At 35.5% G+C, this 16830-nt stretch carries 21 protein-coding genes; 13 read left to right on the top strand and 8 right to left on the bottom strand.

Translation table 11 applies throughout. The features are described 5' to 3' along the window. Positions 1 to 211: 211 nt before the first annotated feature. Positions 212 to 463 (bottom strand): hypothetical protein, encoded by a 252-nt coding sequence (locus MHB65_RS10825; RefSeq protein WP_342443459.1) that lies wholly within the window; start codon positions 461 to 463, stop codon positions 212 to 214. 132 nt (positions 464 to 595) lie between these two features. On the opposite strand from MHB65_RS10825, the gene MHB65_RS10820 reads away from it, so the two are divergent. From MHB65_RS10820 to MHB65_RS10805, 4 genes are all read left to right on the top strand, one after another. Then, a complete protein-coding gene (locus MHB65_RS10820; RefSeq protein ID WP_342443458.1) occupies positions 596 to 1129 on the top strand; it encodes an HXXEE domain-containing protein in 534 nt (177 codons plus the stop codon). Between the two features lie 40 nt (positions 1130 to 1169). Next, positions 1170 to 1361, top strand: a complete 192-nt coding sequence (locus MHB65_RS10815) for a hypothetical protein (protein WP_342443457.1) — start codon at positions 1170 to 1172, stop codon at positions 1359 to 1361. A gap of 99 nt (positions 1362 to 1460) precedes the next feature. Then, positions 1461 to 2396 carry a bile acid:sodium symporter family protein gene (locus MHB65_RS10810; RefSeq protein ID WP_342443456.1) on the top strand — a complete coding sequence of 312 codons (936 nt, stop codon included), beginning with the start codon at positions 1461 to 1463 and terminating at the stop codon, positions 2394 to 2396. A 75-nt stretch (positions 2397 to 2471) separates the two neighbouring features. Continuing rightward, positions 2472 to 3119: a pentapeptide repeat-containing protein gene (locus MHB65_RS10805; protein WP_342443455.1), complete on the top strand. Its 648-nt coding sequence runs from the start codon at positions 2472 to 2474 to the stop codon at positions 3117 to 3119. 769 nt (positions 3120 to 3888) lie between these two features. Here MHB65_RS10805 and MHB65_RS10800 read toward each other — a convergent pair. From MHB65_RS10800 to MHB65_RS10780, 5 genes are all read right to left on the bottom strand, one after another. After that, on the bottom strand, positions 3889 to 5055 hold the full coding sequence (locus tag MHB65_RS10800) for an IS256 family transposase (protein WP_066037801.1): 1167 nt from the start codon (positions 5053 to 5055) through the stop codon (positions 3889 to 3891). A gap of 397 nt (positions 5056 to 5452) precedes the next feature. Next, positions 5453 to 6217, bottom strand: coding sequence for a class I SAM-dependent methyltransferase (locus MHB65_RS10795; RefSeq protein WP_342443454.1), 765 nt, complete (start codon positions 6215 to 6217; stop codon positions 5453 to 5455). A 140-nt stretch (positions 6218 to 6357) separates the two neighbouring features. Then, positions 6358 to 6867 carry a MepB family protein gene (locus tag MHB65_RS10790; protein ID WP_342443453.1) on the bottom strand — a complete coding sequence of 170 codons (510 nt, stop codon included), beginning with the start codon at positions 6865 to 6867 and terminating at the stop codon, positions 6358 to 6360. A gap of 173 nt (positions 6868 to 7040) precedes the next feature. Beyond that, positions 7041 to 7304: a hypothetical protein gene (locus tag MHB65_RS10785; RefSeq protein WP_342443452.1), complete on the bottom strand. Its 264-nt coding sequence runs from the start codon at positions 7302 to 7304 to the stop codon at positions 7041 to 7043. A gap of 64 nt (positions 7305 to 7368) precedes the next feature. Beyond that, on the bottom strand, positions 7369 to 7824 hold the full coding sequence (locus MHB65_RS10780; protein ID WP_342443451.1) for a hypothetical protein: 456 nt from the start codon (positions 7822 to 7824) through the stop codon (positions 7369 to 7371). 442 nt (positions 7825 to 8266) lie between these two features. Here MHB65_RS10780 and MHB65_RS10775 point away from each other — a divergent pair, with 442 nt between their 5' ends. Continuing rightward, a complete protein-coding gene (locus MHB65_RS10775; protein ID WP_342443450.1) occupies positions 8267 to 9085 on the top strand; it encodes a MerR family transcriptional regulator in 819 nt (272 codons plus the stop codon). A gap of 21 nt (positions 9086 to 9106) precedes the next feature. Beyond that, positions 9107 to 10273, top strand: a complete 1167-nt coding sequence (locus tag MHB65_RS10770) for an MFS transporter (protein ID WP_342443449.1) — start codon at positions 9107 to 9109, stop codon at positions 10271 to 10273. 262 nt (positions 10274 to 10535) lie between these two features. On the opposite strand, the gene MHB65_RS10765 is transcribed toward MHB65_RS10770, so the two are convergent. After that, positions 10536 to 10916, bottom strand: coding sequence for a cytidine deaminase (locus MHB65_RS10765; RefSeq protein WP_342443448.1), 381 nt, complete (start codon positions 10914 to 10916; stop codon positions 10536 to 10538). Positions 10917 to 11029: 113 nt separating this feature from the next. Here MHB65_RS10765 and MHB65_RS10760 point away from each other — a divergent pair, with 113 nt between their 5' ends. Beyond that, a complete protein-coding gene (locus MHB65_RS10760) occupies positions 11030 to 11203 on the top strand; it encodes a hypothetical protein (RefSeq protein ID WP_342443447.1) in 174 nt (57 codons plus the stop codon). A gap of 1025 nt (positions 11204 to 12228) precedes the next feature. Here the strand turns inward: MHB65_RS10760 and MHB65_RS10755 are convergent. Then, the gene (locus MHB65_RS10755) at positions 12229 to 12624 is read right to left on the bottom strand and encodes an NUDIX domain-containing protein (RefSeq protein WP_342443446.1); all 396 of its coding nucleotides are present in this window, start codon (positions 12622 to 12624) and stop codon (positions 12229 to 12231) included. Positions 12625 to 12798: 174 nt separating this feature from the next. Between MHB65_RS10755 and MHB65_RS10750 the strand changes: the two genes are divergently transcribed. The 6 genes from MHB65_RS10750 (at position 12799) to MHB65_RS10725 (ending at position 16593) form a co-directional block, all read left to right on the top strand. Then, positions 12799 to 12999: a hypothetical protein gene (locus MHB65_RS10750; protein ID WP_342443445.1), complete on the top strand. Its 201-nt coding sequence runs from the start codon at positions 12799 to 12801 to the stop codon at positions 12997 to 12999. A 439-nt stretch (positions 13000 to 13438) separates the two neighbouring features. After that, positions 13439 to 13984 carry a hypothetical protein gene (locus MHB65_RS10745; RefSeq protein WP_342443444.1) on the top strand — a complete coding sequence of 182 codons (546 nt, stop codon included), beginning with the start codon at positions 13439 to 13441 and terminating at the stop codon, positions 13982 to 13984. A 143-nt stretch (positions 13985 to 14127) separates the two neighbouring features. Beyond that, a complete protein-coding gene (locus MHB65_RS10740) occupies positions 14128 to 14583 on the top strand; it encodes a DinB family protein (protein ID WP_342443443.1) in 456 nt (151 codons plus the stop codon). Between the two features lie 51 nt (positions 14584 to 14634). Continuing rightward, positions 14635 to 15105 carry a hypothetical protein gene (locus MHB65_RS10735; protein WP_342443442.1) on the top strand — a complete coding sequence of 157 codons (471 nt, stop codon included), beginning with the start codon at positions 14635 to 14637 and terminating at the stop codon, positions 15103 to 15105. A 310-nt stretch (positions 15106 to 15415) separates the two neighbouring features. Then, entirely contained in the window at positions 15416 to 16288 is an 873-nt protein-coding gene (locus MHB65_RS10730) for a DMT family transporter (RefSeq protein ID WP_066038472.1), read from the top strand. A 107-nt stretch (positions 16289 to 16395) separates the two neighbouring features. After that, positions 16396 to 16593: a hypothetical protein gene (locus MHB65_RS10725; RefSeq protein ID WP_205443137.1), complete on the top strand. Its 198-nt coding sequence runs from the start codon at positions 16396 to 16398 to the stop codon at positions 16591 to 16593. Positions 16594 to 16830 lie beyond the last annotated feature (237 nt).

The raw sequence follows: 16830 nt of genomic DNA, 5'->3' as shown, positions 1-16830 counted from the left end.
ATAATTAACAAAAAATTCAAATTCGAAATTTAGCTGCCAATTAGCATACCCTTCTCATTGGACATAACAACTGTTTGTATTTTTATAAAAGAGAATAAAACATTAAAACGCCGAACTAATCCCCATACATTCTACCTTAAAAAGGAAAAACAAAGACAGCATGTTCCTACTAGATTTGCATAATTATTATATCAATAAATCATTTTAGCCTTCACAATCTTTTATGTTTAGCCAATTTTTCGTTACCTCGTTTAAAATTACCCGTAATTTTAGCTAACAATAACTGGACTTCCTTTATCTGACCCTTCACTTCCTGAATTTTTGCTAGAAGACGCTCAGCCTCTTTCTCCTTGACGATTTTAATTTGCTTCCCTTCATAATAAATAACGACAGTCCCCTTTTTGGTCATTTGATAAGTAAATGGTTCCTCGTTTAGTCTATTACGTTTATCGATTTCACTCATCGCTTCATCCTCCGCTTTCTTAATAATAATGATTCTTAGCTAAATTCCAATATGTTATTATTAACATGTATTATATAAAAATGGTATTTTTAGGGTCACTTTCAGCATAGTGATAAGGAGAGAGGTATGCATATGGAATGGTTGAATGTTCAAACACTTATTTGGTTGTTTCCTATTTTATTTATTATCCATGACTTTGAAGAAATTATTATGATAGAAAAATGGTTACATCACAATCGTCATAAGCTGTATGAAAGATTACCCTCAAAAATAGCCGATAAAGTGGTGAAACAATTTTCAATGACCACAGCTCAATTTGCTGTTGCTGTGTTATTTATCTTTTTATTTGTCAGTCTCTCTACCATTCTGGCTAACTACTATTTCCTAAACGAGGTCGCTTTTACTATCTATTTTTTCACATCCGTCACACTCGTTTTCTTTATCCATGCTTTTACCCATATTGGACAATCGCTGTTCTTTCGTTCTGTTACACCAGGAGCTATAACATCAGCCATCATCATTATTCCCTATAGCATTATTTTATTTAAATCTTTGTTTACTAGTGGCATCCTTACTTGGCATATCGTTTTGATAAGCCTGCCTTTTGGCATACTATTTTTCCCCATTGTCTTTACTGCGCATTGGATAGGAAAAAGAGTGATATAAATACATGTTCATCGTGAAAAGAAAGAAAGGAGGAAATAGAATGGCAAAAATTCCGATTTTTTTAAAATTGATGATAGGTATTGGGATGATGATTATCCTTACCTCGTTGTACTTTTTAAAAGACCATCCTTATTATTTATGGGTTAGGTGGACAGGAAATATTTTATTAATCGTAGGCATTGTCTGGATTCCATTTACGAAAGAAGCGGATAAAAAACAAGTAAATACTTAGCTGGTTTTATCTCCTTCACATAGACCTTCGTTTTTTTCTGGAAATACGCCTACTATTATAATAATATGATAAAATCAGATAAAAAAAGAAGGTCTTTGTATGTTAGAAAAACTGAATGTATTTCTCCAAAAATACATTGCAATCCTGACACCATTAAGTTTAATTATCGGTGTGTTCTTAGAAAGCATTGGACATCATTTATTATTCCTCGTTTCCTGGCTATTTGCCTTCATGACATTCTCAGGAAGCTTACATATGAAATTTAAAGATGTAAAAATTTTCATGAAGCATCCAGTACTTATTTTATTCTCCATCCTTTTTCTTCATCTCTTGATGCCTTTATGGGCGTATTTTTTGTCCACCGTTTTGTTCGATGACCATTTGTTGACTGTTGGTTTTGTCTTAGCGGTTGCACTCCCAACAGGCGTAACGAGTGTTATTTGGATCAATATTTGTAAAGGAAACTTACCGTTAGGCTTATCGATTATTTTAATTGATACACTCCTTTCTCCCATCATCCTCCCCTTCATCCTCTATATCGTTTCGGGTGAAAAAATTGAGTTGGATGTGGCATCCCTGATTCTGAACTTGCTGTGGATGATTGTCTTACCTACGATTTTAGGTATTTTAGTGAATGAACTTTCAAAAGGAGCCATCCCCCAAAAAATCGGTAAGAAGCTTGCTCCTTTTTCCAAGCTATGTTTATTTGCAGTTATACTGATTAATAGTAGTGCAATTGCTCCCTACTTAAAGGATATCAACATGCATCTCTTATTCGTCGTGCTTTTAGTGTTCTTGCTTGCTATATCGGGCTATCTATTTGCTTACCTCATTGGTCGATACCTGTTAAAAGATGGCCCTCAAATGGCAACCTTTGTTTTTACTGGTGGCATGAGAAATATTGCTGTCGGTGTCATTGTGGCCACAACATATTTTCCAGGTAAAGTCGCCATGCCTGTTGTGTTCGGTATGCTATTTCAACAGGTGCTAGCCTCCGTTTTTAGTAAGTTGGTGACAAAAAGCACCGTTGTGTAGACAGTGTTCTTATTTTAGCTTTGCATTTATACTAAATAGGAAAAGCTTTTATTTACATTTGAAGGGTGTGCTAATATGTCATACAATTTCCAACTTACATCTCCAAAAATACCTACTAATCTTGACAAGGCAAACTTTCAGGATATTTTTTATGATGAAGAACCCTATTTAACAAATTGCATGATTGCTGATACGGTTATGGATCACGAGGATGTTGAACGATTAATCGTCTCTAACGTTATTTTTAAAAATGTCACATTCATCAATTGTACCTTTCAAAAAATTGATTTAACGGATGTCGTTTTTGAAAACTGTGATTTATCTAACTCCAACTTAAGTGAAGGCATCATTCATAGAGTGGCCTTTAAAAACTGTAAATTATTAGGATTGAATTTAACTGAAGCAAACCTCGGCAATGTTTCATTTGAAAATTGTCTTGCAAACTTATGCAATTTCCCTGAAGTGCGCTTTAAACAAGTACTATTTGATAACACCTCCCTACAAGGTGCTAATTTTTATGATTGTTTACTCAATAAAGTGGCGTTTCAGGAAAGTGATCTACATGATGTGGATTTCTCTCAAACTTCGTTAAAAGGAATAGACATCAGTACATGTCAATTTAAAAGACTGCAAGTCACTCCAGAAAGTTTACATGGGTGTGAAGTCTCTACTGAACAAGCGATAGGTTTTGCTTCATTACTAGGCTTGAAGGTTAAATACTAGTTTGAGTGCTTAAAAGTTCTAGAAAAAAATAAAGCGCTCATCCTTATTCACGGATAGCGCTCACTACTTTTTCAGTTCTTTTAGAATTCTATCCTTTTATTTGAGGAGTATCCTCTACTTTAAACGTTCTATCCGCTACTTTTTTAGTTGTATCCTGCACTTTTAGAATTCTATCCTTCTATTTGAGGGCTATCCCTCACTTTAAGCATTCTATCCGCTACTTTTTTAGTTTTATCCTGCACTTTTAGAATTCTATCCTTCTATTTGAGGGCTATCCTCCACTTTGAGCTTTCTATCCGCTACTTTTTCAGTTCTATCCTTCACTTTTAGAATCTTATCCTTCTATTTGAGGGCTATCCTGCTCTTTTAGAATTCTATCCTTCTATTTGAGGGCTATCCTGCTCTTTTAGAATTCTATCCTTCTATTCAAGGGCTATCCTCCACTTTGAACGTTCTATCCGCTACTTTTTCAGTTCTATCCTTCACTTTTAGAATTCTATCCTTCTATTTGAGGGCTATCCAGTCAAGTCCTAATTATTGTGTAAAATTCTATACAGAAGTTTTCAACCTAGCGTTTATTCATAGCTCTTGATTGGTGTAGCCAAATTTTGTTTATCCATTTAACAACACTACCATTTTTTTGCCCGTAACTTCCATGGGTTTATATCTCCACAGGCAGTAAAGGCTGTCAAAGGCTCTTTTCACTTTGATAGCCTTTACTGCTTGTGGAATACTCCATGAATGGAAGATACGTTGAAAAAAACTTGTTCTATTTGGTTAAACCTTTTTTCTTTGAGTAAATCGTTTCTTGATACTGCATTAAAATAGCACCTACCAATCGAAAGGCAGACTGCGTATTTGGAAAGATTCGTATGACCTTTTCTCTTCTACGCACTTCTTGATTTAATCGTTCAAGTGAATTTGTACTTCGAATATGACAGCGTATATCTGCTGGATAATTCATGTATTGGATGGTATCTTCGAAACCTTCATCTAAGATAGTAAGAGCTTTTTCGTACTTTGGATTATTTCCAAATTGGTCCATTAATTCATCTTTAAACTTTCGAATATCTTCAAGGGTTACGGCTTCAAAAATGCGCTTCATCATCATTCGGATATCAACGGAGTCTTTTTTAGGAAGCTTCTCGATAATATTTCGTTTAAAATGCACATTACATCTTTGCCAAGCAGTACCGATAAACTCACGCTGTATCGCTTTTTGAAGCCCTTGATGAGCATCTGAAATCACTAGTTGAGGTGATTGAAGTCCACGTGATTTGAGTTGTTTAAAAAAAGAGCTCCAACTATCAAAACTTTCAACATGATCCACACTTAAACCGATAATTTCGCGTTTATTTTCTTCCGTAATGGCCGTAGCGATATAAACAGCTTTTGATACGACACGTTGATGTTCACGTACTTTTATGTACATGGCATCTACAAAAACAAAAGGATAATACATGGTGTTTAATGGACGATTTGCCCATTCGTTCACGATCGGATCCAGTTTCTGTGTGAGTGAAGAAACAAAAGATTTAGAAACGGATTCTCCGCAAAGTTGTTCTACAATATGTGTGACTTTTCGTGTAGAGACGCCATTAATAACCATCTCCAGCATAGAAAGAACAAATGCCTGATCACAACGTGCATACTTGTCAAAAACAGTAGGAGAAAATTCACCATGACGCGTTCTAGGAACTTTTAGTTTTATCTTACCAATACTCATAGTCAGTTCACGTTCATAGTACCCGTTACGGTAATCACGACGCTCATTAGAACGTTCATAGGCAGATGCATGAAGGAAGGCATCTCTTTCTTTTTCCATAAATTCATTTAAGACTAAAATAATAGCTGACTTTACAACAGCATCAATAGTGGAATTCATAACGGAATCTTTTAAAAGATCCATGTCTAGGTTAAACTGTAATTGGGTCATTTTTAATCTACCTCTCTTAAAATGTGTTCGTGGTTGAAAACATTCTAACCAAGAGGAGAGAAAATGACCCCTTTTCTTTTTACACAATTATATGGACTTAATCAATTCTATCCTTCTATTTGAGGGCTATCCCTCACTTTGAGCGTTCTATCCGCTACTTTTTTAGTTCTATCCTGCACTTTTAGAATTCTATCCTTCTATTTGAGAGCTATCCCTCACTTTGAGCGTTCTATCCGCTACTTTTTCAGTTCTATCCTTCACTTTTAGAATCCTATCCTTCTATTTGAGGGCTATCCCTCACTTTAAGCATTCTATCCGCTACTTTTTCAGTTCTATCCTTCACTTTTAGAACTCTATCCGCTACTTTTTCAGTTTTATCCTTCACTTTCGATTATCTTTATTTAAAAGCTAAAATAGTAAATTCCCATGGGATATTTTCATTTTTCCAACCACGATGCTCATCAAATTTCTTTAATTTGAAACCTGATGTGATGACAGCATTTATTATTTCACTAAGTGTATAAAACCGTATAGATACATCTGGAAAGTCTTGTTGTTCATGCTCATCAAAGAAATGCTTATACGCTAAGTCTCCATTTTGTAATTCTTGGTCAAAATAACCTTGTTGGATTTGATATTGGATTTCAGCGTTAGGCCCTTTAACTATACATCTTCTTAAGGGATGAAAATCACTGAGAATCATTTCCCCACCATCTTTTAGTAAAGAAAACAGAATCAACATGAATTTATCAATATCATTAAAATAGTGTAATATGCCACCTTCTAAATAAATCATGTCAAAATGGCTTCTATACTTTGTTAAGTCAATATCATCAATATCAGTGACAATATAATGAATAGAGGTATTTGCATGTTCTGCTAATTCTAAGGCATATTTTTGGTTTTCTGCTGAAATATCAAATACGGTTACTTCAGCACCTAATAATGCTAATGGTACTGCTTTTCTGCCATTTGAACCGCAAATATTGGCAATCTTCTTTCCTTCAATATGTTCAAAGTATTGTTTGTGCTTTTTAAGACATGCGCTAGGGTTTTCTAATATATGAATAGCCAAATCCTTAGGGGTGCCGTTGCTTTTATTCCAAAATTCATATGCTCGATATTCCCACGCCTTTTTATTTTTTATGCTTTGTTCATTCATCTTCAGTATTACGCCTCCTCTGTAGAACGTTGATTAGCTTTTAATATTTGTTATGGTATTCGACACCTAAAATAAAAATGACGCCTATCCATGTTCCAGGATGGCGCCCGATTGAATGACACAGTTAAAGATACCTAATTTTAGAAGGCGTATAATTTTAATAGCTCATGGATTGATAAACGAGAAGTAGCGTCCACTTTAACAAAATACGGTGATTGCCACTTTTTAGTTGCGATTGCCTGTTTGCTGGTGGGCGTATCCCAACTAGGGTAAACTCTAATAGCCATTTTCCCCTTTGTATTAGCCGTTTTAAGGATGTTTTGTTGTAAAAGAACTTCTTTTGGAAATACAAATTGGCCAAAATCCCCATTAGTATGAAAAGTGTTTATTACCAGTAAATCAGTGGCGTTCTCATATGAGAATGCTTGGTTTTTATTAGCTGCATCCTTTTCCCAAAAGGAAACAAACTGTCCTACCTTGGTAGGTGTTATTTTTGCGACTCTAAATCGAACTGATTTCGAATCCAACTGAAACATCCCAGCCCCGTAATCAGCATTTTGAGTTTCCTCTTGGATGTTTTTTATAGTCAAATGATGAGGTGCATAAAGTAATTCATTTACATATGTTAACGCTTTATTAAATTCATTCATAGTTTTACTCCCTATCTTATATGACGAATACCAGTCTATCATTTGCGAACTTGTTACTGTAATTTAAAAAAGCTGTATATAAATGAAACAAAGAATAACAATCAAAACATGGATATGCCAATGTTTTGATTGTTATATTGTGTCCCTAACTTACATTTTTTGATTTTGTATACTTAATTCATTTCTTCTGTTAAAAATCTTTCTCCAAAAGTTGTCATTGTGACTTGAGTTAGATCAACAGAGTGAACTCTTTCATCGTTATATGTATCATCATCGCCAAACCAATAAATTGTAACATCAGCAATATATGTTCTATCATGCATATATTCAATAAGATCTGCCCAAATGTCTAAATTAATATTGTAATCTGTATGAACAGGTATATGGCCATTTTTGATTTCATTTAAGATATTAAGTATTATTTCTTTGTTTTCCAATTAACAACATCACCTTTCCGAAGCGGTGTTTGGTACTGCTCAAAGTAACATTAGTTTGTGATTTTCATATCCCCATGTGATAGATATAATAATTGCCCTCAGACAGTTGTTTAGATATAGAACTCATTTTTTCAAATTTGGCTATCGCATAGTCTCTATCGAAACGCAGTAATTCATCCTCAGAGTAATCATGGTAATAAATCATTTTGAGGATTTCCTCTGGACCATTTTTTAATAAATCACACCAAGCAGTAAAAATCGAAATAAGGCAAGGAGCCGAATGTTCTTCAAATAGGGTGACGCCAATGTTATGAAAGCCTATGTCTTGAGGCATGCCAGGCAAGCTAGGGTTCCTGCATGGAATCCATGTAAGTGAATCAAAAATATATTCAACTAGGTTGTCTTCAAGTCCAATGTATTCAACAATTAAATCTTTGTATTGCTCTTTATCTCTCCAAAAATATTGAAAAAATTCTTCATCTTGTGTTTCGGTCTTTTTTATTAAATAAAAATCATGCATAAATACCCTCCATATGTAGTAAAACCATTTAATGTAATTAATAACCATCTTATCATATAATGTTCATTCATTTGTTTCAAATATTTATCTTAGTTGTAATAAAGTATGCTGCTTCGTTAATTGAATGAAATATAGCCCCCAAACCATCGTTTGATAATATAAGTTAAAAAAATAGGGAAACATTGTGGCATTACTATTACTTAAGATTTTTAAAATGTAGTTTAATTGATTTACATTGATCCAAAACGGTGCGCTACTAAGAGTGGGAGGTTCTTTTGGACCAGACTTTTTTGCGAAATTGGCTAATAGTGACAGCGCCTTACTACAGCTTATTGGAGGAAGGCTCCTTAAAGTGGTTTAAAAAGTTTCTTTTACACACTTGACTTTCCCCTGTACTGGAAACTATATACTTACATTAAGTTATTAGATTGGAGGTGATATTTTGTTTAAAATCAGTGAGTTTTCTAGGCTAAGCAAAGTATCCTTAAAAACATTGCGCTATTATGATCAGATTGGCATATTAAAGCCGAGAAAGGTGGACGATGACACCTGCTACCGATATTATTCAGCAGACCAGCTACTTGAGCTCAACCGAATCTTTCTCTATAAGGAATTGGGGTTCACCTTGCCACAAATTATACGTTTGCTCCATGAGGATATTACGTTAAAAGATATTCAAGGGATGTTTAAGCTGAAGAAAAATGAAATCCAACATATTATCGATACAGAACAAGCCAAGCTCGCACGGATTGAAGAGCGTATGCAACTTTTAGAACGAGAGGGACAAGTGGAATCAGATCAAGAAATCCGAATCAAGGCAGAAGGTGCTCAGCAGTTTCTTTCATTGAAAGCACGCGGGAGAGAAGAAGATATTCCAGACCTGTTTCGTACATTTAATCAATTATTAACAAAGGAAATACGCCATTTGGCTCAAAGTCCCCAGGTCGTTTTATGGAAAGAAATAGAGGAAAAAGAAGACGAGTTTGAATTTGAAGTCGGGTATTTTTTAACCAAGGAGCTTCCATCATTCCCCGATACATTTCAACTACGGACGCTTCCTTCAGAGTCAATGATGGCCACAATGACCTTTCGTTCGGATTCTAACTTTGCTTGTACAGCCTGTGTTGATTTAGCTAACTGGATTGTGAAAAATAACTATCAGATCAAGGAAAACGAACCAGGTAGAGAAATATATTTGCCATTATCTACAACACAAAACGTCCAATTAATGGAAATACAAATACCTATTACAAATAGATAGCTGAAAGAAGAGTGAAATGAGTTGAAAAATAATCTGATTATCTATGTGTTATCGCTTGTTGTTTTTCTAATCGGAACAGTTGAATACATTATTACAGGCGTGATTGAAATGATTGCTGTGGACTTTGGAGTAACGATTTCAGAAGCTGGGTTATTGGTGACTTTATTTGCCCTTGCAGCAGCCATTTTCGCTCCAATTCTCATTGCGCTCACGATAAATATGGATCGTAAAAAGTTGCTCATGGCTACCGTTAGTGTGTTCATTGTCAGCAACGGATTAATGTTTATAAGCCCTTCTTATGAATTTGCACTATGGATACGAATTATTCAAGGGGTTAGCGGTGGAATCGCTACAGTGGTAGCCATGGCAGTAGCTACGCGACTAGTTGAAAAAGAACGAAGAGGCCGTGCTATCGGCATAATTTTGATGGGCCTAAGCAGTTCGCTCGTGCTAGGTGTTCCAATTGGCACCTTTTTTAGCGAAATGTTCGGATGGAGAGTTTTATTTATTTTAATCGGTTTATTAACCATTTTGCCATTGCTTATCATCTATACAAAAGTTCCAGTCATCAAGGAGGAAGAAGCTGTTACCCTCAGGTCGCAGCTCTTCATTTTAAAAGATTCAAAAATTCTAACTATCCTGGCTATCACTTTATTTTATGTCGGTGGATACGCTACCCTATTTACTTATATTACGCCGTTCTTGCAAGCCACATCCACTCTTTCTATGACCGAAATTAGTGGCATTCTATTTCTGGCGGGAATTTGCAGCTTCGTTGGTTCAAAAGTGGGCGGACAATTGGCAGATGCAAAGGGTTCGCGATTCACCATTTGGTTTGGATTGCTGTTACAAGCAGCAACACTCCTCTTATTCGCACTATCTGGTAGCAATCTCTTTGTATTGATCTTGGTTTTAATGATTTTTATGGTAGCAACATGGAGTATTTCCCCTGCCCAACAGCTACTTCTTGTCACGCTAGTACCTCGAAATCCAGACATTGCCCTAAGCATAAATACTTCCTTTATCCAATTTGGTTTTGCACTGGGCTCGGCATTAGGCGGATTTGTCATCGGCCATACCTCTGTCCTAAATTTGAATTGGGTAGGCTTTGGTACTGTAAGCATCGCTTTATTTCTTGCTATTTTGCTATTCAAAAAAACCCCTATTGCTACGAAAGTAAACTATTAAATAGCACCAATTCTACTTTTATATTGAAAATCGGCATCTTCAATATAAAGGTAGTTTTTCTAATCAAATTAGGAATGAATGAGGCCACCCTTTAGTAAAGCTTCCCTTTTGTCAATATAATGGAGGGTCTCCCCATACTATGCCCCTGCAGGAATATGTACTCTTGATTAAAATCATTTCATACGTGGTGATATAGGTCAGTGTGCCATTTGATGTACCTGTGGCAGCCTCCTCATCAATGCCTTCCGTTGTATCAACATTCTCATACCCAACGAATAGGAAGTAAGTCACCTATAGTCAAGATCGTATTCTCTCCTACCATGACTTCACATTGATAGTTATCATCATGAATTTGACAAATAAACTCCCTACATCTTCCGCATGGTGGTATGATTGTTCCATCCTTGTAAACTGCAATGACTTTTTTTATTTTACTTTCACCATCCGTAATCATAGCTGCTATGGCTGCGTGTTCTGCACAAAATCCCATAGAGCAAGGCGTATCGATACACACCCCTTTATAAACCTTATCATTTTCACATAAAATCGCAGCAGCAACAGATCCTGCATAAGAATTTTTTGAAATTTGCTTTGGATTTAAGGCACCTTTTGCTATAGTATATAATTCTTCAAACTCCATCATTTCCATCCCCTTATTAAACTAATTTTTTATTTTCTGTTTAACTAGATGATCTAGCTTACTGTTAATTTATCTGACTCCATCATATACTTAAGTAACGAAAAGGAGGCTAGAAAATGAAACATCATCCTTTGCACCCATGGCAAAAAGAACATCATAAACGAGTAAAAGATTTCCATAAAAATCACGCGTTAGCAATAGAAAATGGCGAGAATGGCGATGGGTTGTTAGCAAAGTGGGAAAGATTTCTCTACAATAAGGGAAAAGCTCTTTTTAAAGCTGCCAAATAATTAGCTGTTCTTTTTTAGGACAGCTCTTTTTTTGATTTTAAATCTCTTTTTGCACAAACTCCTTATGTTGTTCACTAGTTTGCTGTATCATCCGCAAACCCCGCAACGTTATATGTTATAATTTACATAAAATACATATTGAGGTGATAATGTGGAAAATAACAAATTAGTTTGTAAGGATTGTGGTGGCAATACTTTTACAACCGGTCAAGTTGGTGATGCTAGTACTTACGGTAATGTAAAACCTATCGGACCTCCCTATACTACAGGATCCCCATTTATTTTTCGCTTCTGTAAGGACTGTGGAGAAGTAGTTTCCATTAAAGTGGCTAAACCACAAAAGTTCAAATAGCCATACTGAAGCTGTAGCGTGTGATAATGCTGCGGCTTTTTTGAAATAAATACATTGAGATATGATTTAGGGGGCTAGAGACAGTGCATTGTGCAGCTCATTAATAATAGTTGCTCTGGCAGTATAAGATATATCGACTTTTCTTCATATTGTTTCTTTCATACTTAAAAGACCTGTGGACACCCGCAACTCATCCTTTTATCCATCTTGCAAGTCGTATCCAATGAAAATACCTTTCCCTAAATTTTTATAAAATATTTCGTGACCTGTTTTCAATTCCTTTGACATTTTAACCGCTCCTCAAATTTTATGGATGATTTTCACTTTTCCTCAAAATGTTTAGTAAAGGATTCTTCACTAACAACTAATTAAGCCACAAAATCACTAAGACTTTTTTATGTTATAATTTACACAAAATACATATTAAGGTGATTCTAATGACATTTATCAGAAAATACTTGAATATTGTTTACTTCGTTACACTTTTTTTACTTTTATCTGTTTCGGATTATTTCAATAAAGGTAATTGGGATTTTCTTAATAATCTCTTCTTTTCTTTATGGGCAGTACTTGTTTATGCTTTTTTAAATTGGGCATGGGGTAGTAAAAAATATGAAAAGAAATAGCATGTTGTGCAGTATCATTGGTCCATCCTGAATAGATAGATAGACCTCTATATAAATAAAGACTGAATCTTTAAAGCAACTTCTTTTGGTTTTATATCAATTGTCAACAACTTTTCAATCTCTACCCATATCGGTAGATAAGTTCCACTATCTTTTTTGCTGTCTGAGTATTCTTCACCTTGTCCTGTTCCAAATTTACCCCCAATTATTTCTGATAAGAAAAAATATTGATTGCCATTAAATTTTTCCTCTGCGATACAATCCTTGACCCTAACAATTACACCTAATTCCTCTAATGCTTCCCTCCTTGCAGTATCTTCAGGTTTTTCATTATTCTCCATTCCACCGCCTGGAAAAACATAATAAACGGTACCGTCTCTTTCCCTTCTAATAAGTGCAATCATTTTATTTTCAATTATTACAACCGAACTTCTATCTCTCATGCTTATAACCTTCTTTCAAATTTCCTAACATTTAATTGTACTATTAATTCCTTTTTATTTACTGCACATTATCCTCCGGTTGTGCAGTAAATGCATCATTCCATATTTTCATATATTATCCAATTATGCTATCCTTATATAGGTAATTACCTATATATCAGGAGTTGTTATGCAATGAAAACAATGTCTACACTTGGATGGATCATATTTATTTTTGGCATTACTTTGCTTATAAGTGGAGTGGGAAGATTATCTGGTTTCTTTGAATATGATTCAGTTATTCCAAACAAATCTGTTGCATTAATATACATATCTTTAGGCTTTTTTGTCATGTTCATTTCTTACTTTGTGAAACCAAAAAAAGAAAAAGGTTAATAGTTTTACCAATCAATATCTTTCAAGCATGTTCTTTCAAATATTCAATAATAATGGTTTTAACCCCTCATCCACATTAACCTTAAAGCGTGATTTGATTTACATAAATTGGAGGTGTACAAATGCTTGTTAATTTACGTTTCTATATACAAGTGGTTTCAACAATTTTAATTATGATCTTTGTCTTCATGAATTTTTTGGGGCATTGGACCGCAGACAGATTCGTTCAAATTATATTTTTCTTTAGTATGGTAGTCGCGGTTTTCAGTGTTGGTATGGAAACAGAGAAAAAGCTAAAAAACAGAAGCTGATTGGACGTGCTAATCGGCTTTTTTATGTTCAATCTTTTTAAAAATTCCATTTCAAATCATCTATGGTAAAAATAGATAATTACTGGTATATTATAGGTTGTATTCATTTCATGAAAGGTGGTGCATTGATGGATAAAACACTGGAAGATTTACAAAAGGAAATGATCGTTGAAGTAAAAAAAGGATTCCCTATTTTACTTGCTGGTGCCGTTGTCTTTTTACTTTTCACCCTAATGCCCTTAGTTTTGCCAATGGAAACTGTACATTTAATTTGGATATTTGGCTTGGGCGCTATTTTTCCAATCGGTATGTTCATTAGTAAAATTCTTGGTATTAATTTAAACGCTACTGGTAACCCTTTAGGGACGTTAGGAGGAATCGTTGCCGCTCCTCAAGCTTTTTACATACCTGTATTTATCATTGTGTATATGAACATACCTGAATACCTTCCCTTCACAATTGGTTTACTTGCAGGCTCTCATTTTCTTCCTTACATATGGATTTATAAAAGTAAAGCTTATTTATTTGTGACTCTAGGCGTCTGTTTTTCTGCTTTGATTTTAGGTGGCTTCTTTGTTGATCAAGCTTTCACACTTGTACCTTTAGCAATCTCTATCGTGTATGGAATGGGCGTTCTTTTGATTCTAAGAGAGCTTAAAGTCAATCCGATTTAATCACCTTCCTCAAGGTGATTTTTTTTTGGACACTATCTATCGTTTAATTATTCCAGACCACATTCAACCTGAGAAATAAAGTATTCATTTCCTATCCCGTGCTTGTTCCTTTACAATAAACGTATGCATAAATGAAAGGATGGATGGATTTGCTGTTTCCATATCGTAATGATCTTAGGAAAACATTAATACCTTACCTAAACACACTTGATGAGGCGTTTTGGTTTAAGAAATCCGATTTTTATCCAAATAATGTGGCTTGGGTTATTTCTCATCTATCAAGTAGCGAAGACTATTGGGTGAATGAAATTGGTCTTAAAAAACCTTGTATGTTAAACCTTCACGATGATTGTTCGCCTAAGGAAATACTAGATAGCTATATTGAAATTAGAAATTATACGGATAACATTCTACATACATTAGACGATTCGCAGCTCAATCAATTAGTCGAGGTGCCAAAGTTTTCCGATGGTTGGACACCACCTTCCGTACCTACACTTAACTGGTTGTTTCATCATGTTTACTCGCATGAAGCTTACCATGTTGGGCAAATTTCTGTTATCGCGCACCTTAATGGATTTCCAAAGCCATTATTTTAATAAAGGCAAAGCAATGCAAAGAACAACTTGTTTAAATGGAGGAACAGTAATTTGAAAAAATTTCGTGGGAAAAAGCGTTATTTCCGTAACTTATGGCGAGAAACAACAGCAGAGCCATCTGATGTAGAATTCGGCAAAGAAGGTTGGTTTAACTTGTGGCACACCCACCTTGATTTTTACGGGTATGGCAATAATAGTTTAAAAATACGAAGAGAGCATATAAAAGCACATATCGCCTTGTATAACCATTTATCAGAAAAGCTTTCGACACTCGGAAAACCCTATCAATTGTGGATGGAGTTCGTGGAGGAAGACGCTAGTTTGGATTCAGTAAATATACATACGCCTAATCCAGCTGAGGATAATTTCCCACTAACAATAGCAAATGTAGATTGGGATTGCCCTGTCCCAAAATTCTTTAAGGGTTTAATAAATCTGAACGAATTGAATGTAGGACACTATAAGCAGGAATCAACTAATAGCTATTTCATCCAGTCTAAAAATAATGGGGTGAAATTATAAAGGCGGAAACCTACAAAAGGAAGGTTTCCCCCACCATACTCTCTGTTGTGGTGATTAACAGAATGCAGGTTTGTTCTTCACGTTTCTTCCCCTCTATCTCGTATGGAAGTAATGCCCTTTGCATCCCTCTCCCTTGGAAAACAATGTATATTCTATTATACTTAATAAAAAATGACTTGAGGATGGTGGGATGATTATGATGTTTGCTCCATTATTTGAACAGGATGTACCAGCACTTCTTCTTCCTTAACGGTAGAAGCGCTTTTTCTCCGTTAAGGGCATAGGTATCTATGAAAACGGAGGAAAAAACATGGGAAATCTAGTAATCGGCGCCATCTTTTTATCGCTTGCCGCAAGTATTTGGGGTGCTATGTATGTCGTCGTTAAAGTAGTGGTGGAGGTTGTGCCACCATTAGAGCTTGTTTGGATGCGTTATTTAATTGCGGTGATTGCACTCGGTATCATTGGTATCGTGATGAAGCAATCTTGGAAAATAGTGAAAAAAGATTGGCTGATTATTTTTCTTGTTGGACTTATCGGGAACACCATTTCGATTGTTACGCAGGAAATGGGTACAATGCTGTCCACTGCGCAGATGGGGGCAATCATTACAGCGACAACTCCTGCTTTTATGGTCGTCTTTGCCCGTTTGATTTTAAAAGAAAGCATTACGCTGAAAAAGTGTTTGTCCATCGCTCTTGCCACGATGGGCGTGGGGATCATTGTAGGTAACGGACAAATCGACGTGACACAGCAATTAGGTGGACTCTACTTACTGCTTGCAGCCTTAACGTGGGCATTGATGTCGGTATTAATCAAAAAGGTGCCAAGCCATTACTCACAAATTGTTGTTACGACCTATACATCTTTGATTGCCGTGATGCTATTGACGCCCTTTGTCCTTCCAAGGCTACAGGATTTGGATCTAGCAAGTGTTTTGCAGCCAACGATTTCAGGGGGCTTGCTCTACTTAGGCATTGTCTCAACAGCTGGTGGTTTTTTACTGTGGAATAAAGGGCTTCAACTAATGAATGCGTCTAGTGGTGGCTTATTTTTCTTCTTTCAACCTATTGTTGGCACATTTTTAGGCTGGCTCTTATTGGGAGAGACGATCGGGCTTTCCTTTTGGATTGGCTCCCTGTTAATTTTTAGTGGCGTTTTTATTGTCATTCGAGAGGAATAAATCGAAGTGCGTTTCTATGTAAGATAGAGACGCACTTTTTGCATCTCTATAGTCATCGAAAATCATGTTAGCACATATATTGCAAAAGCCTAAAGGAGCTGATACTATTGATCACCTTTTTAAATAACTTAAAGGATTTTACTTTATTAATTTTTTTACTTGCTAGTATGATCTATTGTCGACAGCTAAAATTAACGAAGTGGCAACGAAAATTATCGCTTGGTGAATGGAGCATGTATATCCTCCTTTCTATTGCCCTTCCCCTTTACGCAGTGCTTTATCTTGCTTTTCTTTTAGGGACATAGGAACATGAAATTTTTGGAGGGATTTCATGTTTCAAACAGTCGATTCACCGATTTTTCCTTTATTTTCGAGTGAATAGCATTTTATAAAGCGCTCAAGTTCGCTATACTATAAACAGTCTATATGGGAGGTTTTTGTTTGTTCAACTTATGTTTAAGCATTGTGAGTACGCTTTCTTAATACAGGGAATGTAGCAAGAAAGCACCATTTATAGATTTTCAAAAGAACAGGAGATTACA

Source organism: Lysinibacillus sp. FSL K6-0075 (assembly GCF_038592945.1).
Classification (GTDB): domain Bacteria; phylum Bacillota; class Bacilli; order Bacillales_A; family Planococcaceae; genus Lysinibacillus; species Lysinibacillus fusiformis_F.
This window is presented reverse-complemented; position numbering and strand designations above follow the sequence as displayed.

Bases quoted from the DNA above. Each gene is read 5' to 3' on its own strand.
- MHB65_RS10730 (WP_066038472.1), top strand. From the start codon at position 15,416: ATGGGAAATCTAGTAATCGGCGCCATCTTTTTATCGCTTGCCGCAAGT.
- MHB65_RS10755 (WP_342443446.1), bottom strand. From the start codon at position 12,624: ATGAGAGATAGAAGTTCGGTTGTAATAATTGAAAATAAAATGATTGCA.
- MHB65_RS10795 (WP_342443454.1), bottom strand. From the start codon at position 6,217: ATGAATGAACAAAGCATAAAAAATAAAAAGGCGTGGGAATATCGAGCA.
- MHB65_RS10790 (WP_342443453.1), bottom strand. From the start codon at position 6,867: ATGAATGAATTTAATAAAGCGTTAACATATGTAAATGAATTACTTTAT.
- MHB65_RS10740 (WP_342443443.1), top strand. From the start codon at position 14,128: ATGGATTTGCTGTTTCCATATCGTAATGATCTTAGGAAAACATTAATA.
- MHB65_RS10780 (WP_342443451.1), bottom strand. From the start codon at position 7,824: ATGCATGATTTTTATTTAATAAAAAAGACCGAAACACAAGATGAAGAA.
- MHB65_RS10745 (WP_342443444.1), top strand. From the start codon at position 13,439: ATGGATAAAACACTGGAAGATTTACAAAAGGAAATGATCGTTGAAGTA.
- MHB65_RS10825 (WP_342443459.1), bottom strand. From the start codon at position 463: ATGAGTGAAATCGATAAACGTAATAGACTAAACGAGGAACCATTTACT.
- MHB65_RS10750 (WP_342443445.1), top strand. From the start codon at position 12,799: ATGAAAACAATGTCTACACTTGGATGGATCATATTTATTTTTGGCATT.
- MHB65_RS10815 (WP_342443457.1), top strand. From the start codon at position 1,170: ATGGCAAAAATTCCGATTTTTTTAAAATTGATGATAGGTATTGGGATG.
- MHB65_RS10760 (WP_342443447.1), top strand. From the start codon at position 11,030: ATGAAACATCATCCTTTGCACCCATGGCAAAAAGAACATCATAAACGA.
- MHB65_RS10820 (WP_342443458.1), top strand. From the start codon at position 596: ATGGAATGGTTGAATGTTCAAACACTTATTTGGTTGTTTCCTATTTTA.
- MHB65_RS10810 (WP_342443456.1), top strand. From the start codon at position 1,461: ATGTTAGAAAAACTGAATGTATTTCTCCAAAAATACATTGCAATCCTG.
- MHB65_RS10800 (WP_066037801.1), bottom strand. From the start codon at position 5,055: ATGACCCAATTACAGTTTAACCTAGACATGGATCTTTTAAAAGATTCC.
- MHB65_RS10765 (WP_342443448.1), bottom strand. From the start codon at position 10,916: ATGATGGAGTTTGAAGAATTATATACTATAGCAAAAGGTGCCTTAAAT.
- MHB65_RS10805 (WP_342443455.1), top strand. From the start codon at position 2,472: ATGTCATACAATTTCCAACTTACATCTCCAAAAATACCTACTAATCTT.